We start from the raw sequence: 11,496 nt of genomic DNA, 5'->3' as shown, positions 1-11,496 counted from the left end.
TGGGGCTTTGATGGGTGCCGGTGGGCGTCCCGGTAACTGTCAAAGCCCCCTCGCGCACAGACCCCGCCAACCCGACGCCCCGCCCAACCGTCGAAGCCACGGACCCGCCCGCAGCCAGGCCGCCCCCGCAGCCCCGCCCGACCCCGCCCCCTACCGCAACGCCGCCCCCGCCAGTCGTCGCAGCCCCTCCCCGATCTCCTGCTCCGTGTGCGTCGTGAACGACAAGCGGAGGGTTCTGGGGTCCGGGGACCCGGCGAAGAAGGGGGCTCCGGGGACGAAGGCCACGCCCGCCCCGGTCGCCGCGCGCAGCAGGGTCGTCGCGTCGTGGCCCTCAGGGAGGCGGGCCCAGACGAACATGCCGCCCTCCGGGTGGTTCCACGTAGAGCCGGCCGGGAGTGCGGACGCCAGGCCCGACAGGAGTGCGTCCCGGCGGAGCCGGTAGGCGTCCCGGACCCGGGCGATGTGGGCGTCCAGGTCCGCCGTCCGCAGGTACTCCGCCGCCGCGAGCTGGTCCACCGTCGAGGTGTGCAGGTCCGCCGCCTGCTTCGCGAGCACCGCCCCCCGCAGCAGCGCCGCCGGTGCGCGCAGCCAGCCCAGTCTGACCCCGGGCGCCATCACCTTCGAGAAGCTGCCGAGCAGGGCCGTACGGTCCTCCGCGCCCGGGTGCGCGGCGAGCCACGGGATGTCGCAGCCCTCGTAGCGCAGGTCCCCGTACGGGTCGTCCTCCAGCAGCCACAGTCCGAGCCGGGCCGCGAGGGCCGCGACCGCCGTCCGGCGGGCGGACGGGAGCGTGCGGCCGGTCGGGTTCTGGAAGGTGGGGACGGTGTAGAGCAGCTTGGGGCGCTCGCGCGCCACGATCTCCTCCAGGGCGTCCGGGAGGATGCCCTCGTCGTCGCACGGCACGGGGATCACCCGGGCGCCCGCCAGCGTGAACCCCTGGAGGGCGGCCAGGTAGGTGGGGTTCTCGACGAGGACCGCGTCGCCCGGCTCGATCAGCGCCGTCGTGATCAGGCCGAGCCCCTGCTGGGAGCCGGTGGTGATCAGTACGTCGTCCTCGGTGGTCGCCAGTCCGCGCCCGTCGAGCCGCCGCGCCACCGCCGCGCGCAGCTCCGGGGCGCCCTCGGTGGTCGAGTACTGGAGCGCGCGGCGGGCCGAGCGGGCGAAGACGCCGTCGTACGCGGCCCGCAGGCCCTCGGCGTCGAAGAGTTCGGGCGCGGGCAGGCCGCCGGCGAAGGAGATCATGCCGGGCTGGGCGGTGACCGCGAGTATCTCGCGGACGGCCGAGGGCGCGGTCGTGCGGATGCGGGCGGCGAAGGGCGGCGGCGGGGCGAGGGCTGCGGAAGGTGCGGAGGCGGGTGCGGCGACGGGCGTGGAGGCGGGCACGGGAGCTCCTTCGGGAGGCGGGTGCGCGCATCGTAGCGGCAGGAACATGTAGATGGCATCTACGTATCGGCGGGTGAACACCCGCCGGGGGCTCCCCATCTGACGCACTATCAGCTAGACCGTTTCCCATGACAGCAGACGAGCGGAACACCCGAGTCGACGACTACGCCGAGCTCGCCTCGGTCGGCCCCTACGGAGTCCACCCCGGCCACGCGCTGATCACGATGGTCGAACCGCATCCGGGCCACGAGTTCGCGTACAACCGCTGGTACGAGGACGACCACTACTACGCGGGCGCCATGGCCATGCCCTGGATGTACGCGGGCCGCCGCTGGGTCGCCACCCGCGAGCTCCAAGAGCTGCGCTACCCGGAGAAGTCGGCGGTCGCCCAGCCCGTCACGGCCGGGTGCTACATATCCACGTACTGGGTCACCGAGGGCCGCTACGACGAACACATGAAGTGGACCGTCGGCATCAACAAGCGCCTCAACCGCGACGGGCGCGTCTACCAGGACCGCACCCACGTCTTCACCGCGTTCCAGGACCACGAGGCCACCGTCTACCGCGACGGAGCCGCCGGCCCCCGCGACTTCCACGCCCTCGACCACCCGTACGGCGGGCTCGTCGTCCAGGTCCTCGACGCCGACGGCCCTGAGCAGCGGGCCGAGCTGCTGGAGTGGCTGCGCTCGCGCGCCCTGCCGAAGCGGCTGGCCGGCTCCCCGGCCGCGATGGTCACCGTCTTCCGTCCTACGCCGCTGCCCGGCGACCGGATGACGTACGTGAAGCAGGTCGAGGGGGTCGACACCCGGCTGACCCTGCTGTGGTTCCTGGAGGCCGACCCGCGCACCTGCTGGGACCGGTTCCAGGGACTGGACGCGGAGGTCGCGGAGACGGGGCTGGGGCGGGTGGAGCTGGTGGCACCGTTCATTCCGACGGTGCCGGGGACCGACCGGTACGTGGACCAGTTGCGGTAGTCCGCGGCTGCGCGGACATGGCCGAGCCCCCTCGGCCAGGACGGCGGGCCGGTCGAGAGGGCTCCAGACAGTGGTGCGGTCGTGCTGGTCGTGCTGGTCGTGCTGGTCCTACTGGCCGTGCGGGTCGTACTCGTACTCGTCGTGCAGGTGGCGCTGATCGTTGCTCGGGGGGCTGGGATGTTCGCCTCGACGTTCAGGCGAGGCGTCCCAGCCGGCCCTCGGTCACATCGGCGACGAACGAGGTCCAGGAACCGGGCGCGAAGGTGAGGGACGGACCGTCCTGCACCTTCGAGTCGCGGACCGCGATGGCTTCCATGGCGGGGGACTTGACCTCGACGCAGGCGCCGTTGGCGGAGTAGGAGGACTTGATCCAGTTTTCCGTGGAGCCCTGACGAATAGCCATGTTTCTCTCCGGTTCAGCGAGTAGTTCCGGTGGATCCCGGTGTCCTGTCGGCCATTTCTCCGGCTGACGTGATCGACGCTACCCGCAGGTCCCGGCAGGTGAGGCGGGCGTTCACCCGACCGAGTGGCATATTCCATTCAGGCCTTCTGTGGCCGGGGAGTGACGGTGTACCGTACCGGCCTTTCGCGGAACCTCAGTTCTCCTTCGCGAAGTCGTCGATGATCCGGGAGATGAACTGCCTGGTCTGGTCCACATTGTGGGCCTGCGCCCGCAAATGCTCGTACATCACGCTGTATTTCTGTACGTCGTTGGCCTTCTCCAGGTACAAGTCGCTCGTCACGCCCTCGATGTAGACGACGGTCGAGTCCGAGGCGTCCGGGAATTCCAGAATGGCGTACTGGCCGTTGACGCCCGGGTGCGCTCCCATCGAGAACGGCATCACCTGGACCGTGACGTGCGGCTTCTCCGACTGCTCTATCAAGTACTCCAGCTGCCGGATCATGAGTGCGGCATCGCCCACCTGCCGCCGCAGGGCCGCCTCGTCGATGACGGCCCACAGGCGCAATGGCCCGATCTCCGGATTGCTGTTGTCGGTCTCCCAGAGCCGCTTCTGGCGGTGCATCCGGACCTGTACGCGCTTCTCCACGTCGGTCGGAGCGGTCTCCGGCCACGCGCCCCGCACGAGCGACTGGGCGTACTCCGGGGTCTGGAGCAGCCCCGGGACCACCAGGGGCTCGTAGGTGCGCAGGCTGGCGGCGTCCGTCTCCAGGCCGATGTAGACGCTGTACGGGATGTCGCCGAAGGCGTGCCACCAGCCCTGCTGGCGGGAGTCCTTGGCCATCTGCATGAGGGAGTCGACGAGCCGCCGGTCCTCGACCTCGTAGACGTCGCACAGATCGCGGACGTCGCGCTGGCTGATGGAGCGCCGGCCGTTCTCCAGTCGGCTGATCTTGGACTGGGAGACGAGCAGGCGCTCTGCGACCTGTTCGGCCGTCATGCCCTTGTCTTCGCGGAGCTTGCGCAACTCCATGCCCAGTCGGCGGCGTCGGACGGTGGGATTGACATTGGACGCCACGTGAACGGCACCTCCGCCTTCTTCTCTCGCTGTCTCTCTGCGTGTCTGATGCTGAGCAGACTGCCACCGAAGCGTGCGGCCTCGCTGGGGAACGGCCGGGAAGGGGTCCGGAACGGGCCGCGAAGGGGCCCGGAACGGGCCTGGAAGGGGCCTGGAAGGGGTCGGAAGGGGTCGGAAGGGGCAGGGAACGGCCCGTAACGCAAACGCGCGGGGCGGCGGGACCGGGGGTGCCGGCCTCGCCACCCCGCGCGCTGGCGGCTCCCGGACCGGGTCCTGGGGACGCCGGCCACGGCAGTGGCGTTACATGTGCTGCGTGTCCTGCTGGTACTGCGTGTCCTGTTCGTACCGGTACTCGTACTGCGTGTGCGGCCGGCGGTTCAGTGCGCGGCCACGCGGGCCATCGCTCCGGTCCGGCGCGGCTGCATCGGAACGGCGGTGGCCGTGGCCCGGACGGGCTGGGCCGGTGCGCGGTCGCGGCGCGGCTGTGCGGCCACACCGTTCTGGACGTCCATGACGGCGTGAGCCACCAGTCCGCCCATCGGGTCGTGTCGGATCAGGTCCCGCAGTCGGGACCTGGACGACCGCCCCTCGTTGCCGGGGTACAGGTGCTTGCCGAGTCCGACCGCGTGGGCCAGGGCGGCAAGCGCCGCGGTCCGCGGGTCCGGCGGTACGCCGGTGCGGATCGCAGTGTCCAGCCGGGCTCGGATCTCCCGGCTGATCGCCGTGTCGGTCGCTTGGTAGCGAGTCGTCGGCAGCACCCCGCACATCTGGCCCGCGACGGCATGGACCATGCCGCAACGCTCCAGGTGAGCGAGGTAAATCTGACGGAGCCCCAGTCGGGGTCCGCCGATCCAGTGGACCGCCCGAACCGGGCTGCCGCGCCTGCGCAGCAGTTCCAGTGCGGAGTCCAGAGTCGGATCTCCTGTCGGCCGTGGCATCACCACGGCGATACGATCCCCATCAGGGGCTATCCGTCCTGCCAGAGCCAGCTCCACTAGCTGTGCCCCGGCCAGGCCGAGGTCGAGCGACTGCGGCTGCGCCGTGGTACCCGTGGCCGGGTCCAAGGCGAGCAGCAGAAGCTCCTCCGGAATTGTTCTGCGGCTCCTGCCCATCCATGCCTCCCCGCGTGGATGAGTGACAGGGTGACGCCTCTCACATTCATCTGTCGAGAGCGCCTGCCTGCTTTGTGGGGGAACCGTCAGCTATGTCGTTCTCGTCTAGCACGGGGGCGATGCGCCCTAGACGGGACACTGTTAGACATTCGGACAGCCGGACGTGGTGGCGATCGAGGAGGAACTGGTGGCGGGCGAGTCCCCCGACAAGTCGGTTGATGAAGAAGCGTCGGGGGCGGCGGAGTCGTCCGAGGGGCGTGATCCGCGGGTCTCGGTGTTCCGCCCGCGGGACCCCGAGGACGGATCCGCGGCGCGCGATCCGCTGAGGGAAGCGGTGGCGGCTTGGGTCGCCACGGCGGAGCCCTCGCCCGACGACGAGCCGGCCGAGCCGGCCGATGCCGCGCCGGGTGCGCGGACGGAGGTCTTCAAGGCCCTGCCGGAGGACGCGGCGGATTCTGCGGCCGATTCCGGTGCGGATGCGGATGCGGCTACGGGTGCGGGTGTCGCTGCCGCCGGGGAGGCGGGCTCCGGGTCCGACGCCCCGTCCGCGGCTCCTGTGGCTGAGGCTGCCGCGGCTTCCGCGGACGCGGCTTCCGCGGACGCGCCGGCGGGCCGCTCAGGCTCCTCGGGCTCGACCTCGACCTCGACCTCGACCTCGGCTCCGGCCCCTGCGTCGGCTCCGGCTTCCGGCTCTACCTCCGACTCTGACCCGGCTCCGGCCTCGGGCGGAGCTCAGGAGGCCGGCGAGTCCGCCGGCCCCTCCGACTCCTCCGGCGCTGCGGCCGGTGCTGCGGCCGGCGGTCGTGGCACGGATTCCGCTTCCGAGCGTGCGAGTGGCGGGTCCGCGGCCCGCGACGCGTCTGCGGACCGGCCTGCGGCGGCCGAGCCGGCCGACAGCGACCGTACGGCCGTGTTCCGGGCGGTGACGCCCCCGGCCGCTGGTTCCCGGCCTGGGGCCGGCGGCCCGGGCGTGGGTTCCGCTTCTGGGCATGCGGGCGAAGGGTCCGCCCCTGAGGGCGGCTCCGCCGCGCGTACGAGTGAGGGCTCGGCGGGCCTGTCCGCCACCTCCGACAAGCCTGTTCCGCCCGTTCCTGCCGTTCCGGCCGAGCCGGTGGACAGTGAGCGCACGGCCGTGTTCCGTGCGGTGAAGCCTCCGGTCGCCGGTTCCGCTTCCGGGCGTGAGGGTGGCGGGTCCGCCGCCCCGTCCGGTGCCGGGAAGGGTTCCGACCCGCGTACGGGCGAGGGCCCGGCCGGTGCGTCCGAGGCCTCCGTCAAGCCTGCGCCGGCCGTTCCGGCCGAGCCGGTGGACAGTGAGCGCACGGCCGTGTTCCGTGCGCTGAAGCCTCCGGTCGCCGGTTCCGCTTCCGGTTCCGGGCGTGAGGGTGGCGGGTCCGCCGCCCCGTCCGGTGCCGGAAACGGCTCCGCCCCGCGTACGGACGCCGGGGCCCCGGGCCGGTCGGTCGGGGACGAGCCCGCCGACAGCGAGCGGACCGCCGTCTTCCGTGCCGTGAAGCCCGCCGCTCCGGCCGCCGCGCCCGGAGCCGGCGAGCCCGCCGACAGCGAGCGCACCGCCGTGTTCCGGGCCGTCAAGCCCGGCGCCGCCCGGCCGGTGCAGCCCCACGCCGTCGGCGGGGAGCGGGCGAGCACGTTCGTACCGCTGCGGACCGATGACGCGCAGGCGGCCAAGACGGCTTCGCCCGCCGGGCCCGGGGTGCGCCCCGAGGCTCCGAAGCCGCCCCCGGCGCCGGGGACGGCCGCCCCGGCGGCACCGGCACCGGCACAGGCCCCGGGCGGGCCGGCGACGCAGTCGCCCGAGCGGACCACGCAGCAGCCGCTGCCGCCCAAGCCGCCGCTCGACATGCTGGCGGACCTCACCAACAACCCGCCCCCGCCGCCGAGCGCGACCCGGACCGCCGTGCGGCGGTTCAAGATCTACGCCCCGATCCTCGTGCTCCTGGCGGTCGTCCTCGCCGTGGTGCAGCTCGTGCGTCCGCTGCCCGAGCCGACGCTCAAGGTGACCGCGAAGACCTCGTACACCTTCGACGGCGGGGCCCCGTCCCTGCCGTGGCCGAAGGAGGGCCAGGCCTACGTGGCTGCGGCCGGCCTCGGCCCCGTCGGCACCTTCGGCGAGCAGAAGCCCGTCGCGATCGGCAGTGTCGCGAAGGCCATGACGGCGTACGTCATCCTCAAGGACTTCCCCATGAAGAAGGGGGAGAAGGGCCAGATGATCCCCGTCGACAAGACGGCGGTCGACGACGGCAAGAAGGAGACCGAGGGCGAGTCCACGGTCAACACGCTGAAGGAGGGCGACAAGCTCTCGCAGTACGACGCCCTCGCCGCGATCATGATCCCGTCCGCCAACAACGTCGCGCGGCTCCTCGCGCGCTGGGACGGCGGGCAGGAGGCGTTCGTCAAGAAGATGAACGACACCGCCAAGTCGCTCGGCATGACCAACACCACGTACACGGACCCCTCGGGTCTGGACGCGACGACGGTCAGCACCGCCGAGGACCAGGTCAAGCTCGGTCTCAAGATCGTCGAGATGCCTGAGCTGGTCGCGATCACCAAGCTGCCGAACTGGACCGACCCGTCCGGCAAGCAGTGGCGGAACTACAACGACCTGGTTCCGTTCAACGGCTCGCTCGGCATCAAGACCGGCTCCACGACGAAGGCCGGCGGCAATCTGCTCTTCGCCGCCGAGAAGAAGGTCGGCAAGACCAACCAGCTGATCGTCGGCGCGGTCCTCGGCCAGCACGGGGTGCCGATCCTCGGTACCGCGATCTCGGCCAGCAAGGACGTCATGCTGGCCACGCAGAAGGCGCTGACGGCCGCCAACATCGTCAAGAAGGGCGAGGTCGTCGGCTACGTGGACGACGGGCTCGGCGGCCGCGTCCCGGTCGTGGCCACCGCCGACGTGGAGGCGGTCGGCTGGCCGACGCTCACCGTCGACGTCAAGCTGGGTGACGGCGCCGCCAAGATTCCGATGACCGCCAAGGCGGGCTCGGAGATCGGCGTACTGACCGTCGGGTCGGGTGCCAGCCAGGTGAAGGTGCCGGTGGCGCTGCAGAGCGACCTCACGGCGCCGGGCATCGGCAAGAAGCTGACGCGCGTCGGCTGACGCGCATCGGCTGGGCGTCGGCTGACGGGCGTCAGCCGGCGCGGGCCGGCCGTGGACGAGCGATCCGGCGTCCCGGGGCAACCCCGGGGCGCCGGAGCGCGTCTACGACCAGAACGGGCCGGAGCGGATCGGACACCGGATCGGACACCGGAGACTCATAGTGTCGTGTTGGGGAGTACATCGGCGTGACCACCGCTGAGCGGCAGACGCAGGACCAGGAGCAGGACCGGGAGCGGGCGCAAGCCCGGGAACCCGGCCTGCAGGCCGGTCCGGAGCAGGGCCCGGACCCGGACCCGGCTGCCCCCGCCGGGCCCCTGCGCCGCGCCTTCGGGCCGGCCCTCGGGTGGGCGCGGCGGCATCCCGTGGCCGTGGCCACCGGGCTGGCCGCACTGCTGCACCTGGTCTGGTTCTTCGCCGTCGCCAACAGCGGAGGCGACCTCGCCGCGCAGGACGCCTGGGCCGAGTTCGTCGGCCGCCACCCCGACTCGGCGTACAACCTCGCCTGGTACGGCGGCATGCACCCGGTCTCGTACAGCGTGGTCTCGCCGTATGTGATGCACGTGCTCGGCGTCCGGACCACGATGATGATCGCCGGTACGGTCTCGGCCGGGCTGCTCGCGATGATCCTGACCCGCTGTCGCGGGGCCGTGCGCGAGCCGCTGTGGCCCGCGCTGGCCGGGGTGTACGGGCTGCTGTGCAACGCCCTGTCGGGCCGGGTCACCTTCGGGCTCGGCGTGATGTTCGCGCTCGGGGCCGTCGCGGCCGTCTTCTGCTGGCCCCGCAAATGGGCCGAGCGGCGCTGGGCGAAGGCCGCCGCCGCGGCTCCGCTCGCGGCGCTCGCCACCGCCTCCAGCCCGGTCGCCGGGCTGTTCCTCGGGCTGATCGCGGCCGCGCTGTTCCTGAACGGGCGGCGCCCGGGTGCGTACGCGCTGGGGCTGGCCCCGGCGGCGGTGGTCGGGCTGTCGGCCTGGCTGTTCCCCTTCTCCGGGACGCAGCCGATGAAGCTGCTGTCGGCGGCGCTGCCGTTCGGGTGCGCGCTGGCCGCGCTGTTCCTCGTACCGAAGGGCTGGAAGACGGTCCGGACCGCGTCCGCGATCTACGCCTTCGGGGTGGCCCTGACCTGGGCGATCGACTCCCAGGTCGGATCGAACGTGACCCGGCTGGCGATGCTGTTCGGCGGGGCGGTGCTGCTCGCGGCCCTCCCGTACGAGTCCTCGCGCCACGGCCGTGAGGGGTCCGCGGGGCGGCGTACGCGCCGCTGGTACGGGCTGGTCCTCGCGCTCGTCGGTGTGACCGCCTGGATCACCGTCAACAGCGTCACCGACATCGTCCGCACCACCCCGCTGGCCTCCTGGAGCCGGGAGCTGGCCCCGCTGGTGGACCAGCTCCAGAAGGTGCGCGCCGACCGCGGCCGCGTCGAGGTCGTCCCGGCCAGCAGCCACCGGGAATCCTCCGCCTTCCCCGCGTACGTGAACCTCGCGCGCGGCTGGAACCGGCAGGCCGACCTGGAGCGGAACCCGCTCTTCTACGACGACACCCTGACGGCCGACAGCTACCGCGAGTGGCTGGACCGCTGGGCCGTGCACTACGTGGTGCTGCCCGCCGACAAACCCGACGAGGGCGGGCGGGACGAGGCGAAGCTGGTGCGCGAGGGGCTCCCGTACCTCCAGCAGGTGTGGGGCGACGCGAACTGGCAGCTGTTCAAGGTGATCGATCCGACGGACCTGGTCGCGGGGCCGGCGACGGTGGTGCGGGCGAGCGCCGACCAGCTGGTCATCGACGTGAAGCAGGCCGGGCGGGTGCTGGTGCGGATCCCGCATTCGCCGTGGCTGGGGCTGGTGGACGCCGAGGGCAAGCCGGTGGCGCCGCCGCAGGAGACGGCGGAGTCGAAGGCGGGGGCGAAGGCGACCCCGTCCGCGCCGAAGCAGGCCGCGCCGAAGGCCTTGCCGAAAACGTACGTGAACGAGGCGGGATGCCTTTTCAAGGCGGTCCCGGACGCCACCGGTGACGTGTGGACGGAGCTGCTGGCGCCGGCGCCGGGGGAGTACCGGGTGGCGGCGAAGTACCAGCTGCCGCGGGGGACGCCGTGTCCGGAGGAACTGGTCGTCGAGGCGCTGGGGCCCCCGGAGCGCCCGACTCCGCCGAGGCCTTGACCGGATGATGATCCAAACATTCTGATGATCCAGACATTCTTTACGTCCGGTCCGGGTGCGTTAGTCCGTATATCTGCATACCATCCCAGTAGTCCGATTGGATGCCCCGAGTTGAGGGAGTGACGACGGGATGAGCAAAGAGCAGAAGCAGGACTTCCAGGCGGCTGTATCGAAGGCGGTGGAGGCGACCCGCCTGCCACGTGCCGCGCAGGCGCACGGCTTCGACGGTCCGATCCGGACCAAGGTCAAGGGCGGGGCGCACACGAAGGCGGAACTCAAGCGGGCAGGGACCCCGCAGGGTGACCGCATCGGCGAGCGCAGCAGAGGACTCAGCTGAGGTCCGGCTCGGGAGCCGACCCCGGTCATCGTCGTCACGTAGCCCTTCCGGTTTCGTCCGGGAGGGCTTTCGTGCGTCCGCGACCTGGGACTTTGGTCCCTTAACGGCTTCGAGGGCCGCTATACCGACATCCGTTACATTGCCGACGGATGACCAGAACATGACCCTCGTAACGTCGTGCTTGTCGCCAGGGCAAACCACTCGACCCACGTGAACCACTCGACCCACTCGAAACGGGTGGAGCGCCCGGACCGAGACCACAGGCGACGCCGACCCGAGGGGAACCACTCATGCGCACCACCTTCCGTACCGTCGCCGTCGCCGCCGGAGCCGTCACCGCCCTGGCCCTGCCGGCCGCCCACGCCTTCGCGGCGGACGTCCCTTCGGCCCAGAAGCCCGAGGCCGAGCAGGACGGGCAGGCCAAGAAGATCACCCCGAAAGGGCGGCGTACGGGCCGGCGCGGAGGCCGTCGCCGAGAGCTCCGGCGAGGGCACCCTCCTGATCGCAGGCGGCGCCGGCCTGGCGGCCACGGGCGCGGCCGGCCTCGCCTTCGCCGCCCTCCGCCGCCACCGCACGGAGCGCTGACCCCCGTCCCGGAGGCCGGTGGACGAGTACTGGGCCGGGCCTGGACCCTGGCCCCCCGTCCCGGCCCCGACCCCGGCCTCCGCCGACTGGGCCCGACCCTGGCCCGGCCTCCCTGGCCGCTGGCTGGCCCGCCTCCCCGGCTAGGAGTGGCCGTGCCCGCCATACCCCCGGGGCCCGCCCCCAGACGGGACCCGCCCGTGCCTGCCCCCACGCCTGGACCGGGCAGCCAGTACCCGGGTGGCGTAGGCCGGGCGGGGGTCGCCCCGCCACAGACCCGCCTCGCCACGAGTTCCCGCCACGTCCGCACCGCCTCGGAGTACGCCATGACCCGCACGCCCACCCCCACCCCCATGGGA

At 72.2% G+C, this 11,496-nt stretch carries 8 protein-coding genes; 4 read left to right on the top strand and 4 right to left on the bottom strand.

The window, feature by feature from the left end; translation table 11 throughout:
* Positions 1-150: 150 nt before the first annotated feature.
* Positions 151-1,383, bottom strand: a complete 1,233-nt coding sequence (locus J7F03_RS35655) for a PLP-dependent aminotransferase family protein (RefSeq protein ID WP_308380102.1) — start codon at positions 1,381-1,383, stop codon at positions 151-153.
* Positions 1,384-1,511: 128 nt separating this feature from the next.
* Here J7F03_RS35655 and J7F03_RS35650 point away from each other — a divergent pair, with 128 nt between their 5' ends.
* Entirely contained in the window at positions 1,512-2,357 is an 846-nt protein-coding gene (locus J7F03_RS35650; RefSeq protein ID WP_214956942.1) for a hypothetical protein, read from the top strand.
* A gap of 193 nt (positions 2,358-2,550) precedes the next feature.
* Here the strand turns inward: J7F03_RS35650 and J7F03_RS35645 are convergent, their stop codons facing one another.
* The 3 genes from J7F03_RS35645 to J7F03_RS35635 all read right to left on the bottom strand — a co-directional run bounded on the left by J7F03_RS35645 (position 2,551) and on the right by J7F03_RS35635 (position 4,947).
* Positions 2,551-2,760, bottom strand: coding sequence for a DUF397 domain-containing protein (locus J7F03_RS35645; RefSeq protein WP_214956941.1), 210 nt, complete (start codon positions 2,758-2,760; stop codon positions 2,551-2,553).
* A 193-nt stretch (positions 2,761-2,953) separates the two neighbouring features.
* The gene (locus tag J7F03_RS35640; RefSeq protein WP_214956940.1) at positions 2,954-3,835 is read right to left on the bottom strand and encodes a helix-turn-helix transcriptional regulator; all 882 of its coding nucleotides are present in this window, start codon (positions 3,833-3,835) and stop codon (positions 2,954-2,956) included.
* Between the two features lie 377 nt (positions 3,836-4,212).
* Complete coding sequence (locus tag J7F03_RS35635; protein ID WP_214956939.1) at positions 4,213-4,947, bottom strand: GPP34 family phosphoprotein; 735 nt, start codon at positions 4,945-4,947, stop codon at positions 4,213-4,215.
* A gap of 1,324 nt (positions 4,948-6,271) precedes the next feature.
* On the opposite strand from J7F03_RS35635, the gene J7F03_RS35630 reads away from it, so the two are divergent.
* The 3 genes from J7F03_RS35630 to J7F03_RS35620 all read left to right on the top strand — a co-directional run bounded on the left by J7F03_RS35630 (position 6,272) and on the right by J7F03_RS35620 (position 10,555).
* Complete coding sequence (locus J7F03_RS35630) at positions 6,272-8,065, top strand: serine hydrolase (RefSeq protein ID WP_308380101.1); 1,794 nt, start codon at positions 6,272-6,274, stop codon at positions 8,063-8,065.
* A gap of 185 nt (positions 8,066-8,250) precedes the next feature.
* Complete coding sequence (locus J7F03_RS35625; protein ID WP_374104438.1) at positions 8,251-10,218, top strand: MFS transporter; 1,968 nt, start codon at positions 8,251-8,253, stop codon at positions 10,216-10,218.
* A gap of 130 nt (positions 10,219-10,348) precedes the next feature.
* Positions 10,349-10,555, top strand: coding sequence for a hypothetical protein (locus J7F03_RS35620; RefSeq protein WP_214956938.1), 207 nt, complete (start codon positions 10,349-10,351; stop codon positions 10,553-10,555).
* The last annotated feature ends 941 nt before the right edge of the window (positions 10,556-11,496 follow it).

This window comes from Streptomyces sp. ISL-43 (assembly GCF_018614195.1).
In the GTDB taxonomy this organism is placed as follows: domain Bacteria; phylum Actinomycetota; class Actinomycetes; order Streptomycetales; family Streptomycetaceae; genus Streptomyces.
The sequence above is the reverse complement of the archived record's forward strand: the minus strand, read 5'-3'. Positions and strand labels throughout refer to the sequence as shown.

Coding starts and splice junctions, on each gene's coding strand:
- J7F03_RS35635 (WP_214956939.1), bottom strand. CDS start 4,947: ATGGGCAGGAGCCGCAGAACAATTCCGGAGGAGCTTCTGCTGCTCGCC.
- J7F03_RS35645 (WP_214956941.1), bottom strand. CDS start 2,760: ATGGCTATTCGTCAGGGCTCCACGGAAAACTGGATCAAGTCCTCCTAC.
- J7F03_RS35650 (WP_214956942.1), top strand. CDS start 1,512: ATGACAGCAGACGAGCGGAACACCCGAGTCGACGACTACGCCGAGCTC.
- J7F03_RS35620 (WP_214956938.1), top strand. CDS start 10,349: ATGAGCAAAGAGCAGAAGCAGGACTTCCAGGCGGCTGTATCGAAGGCG.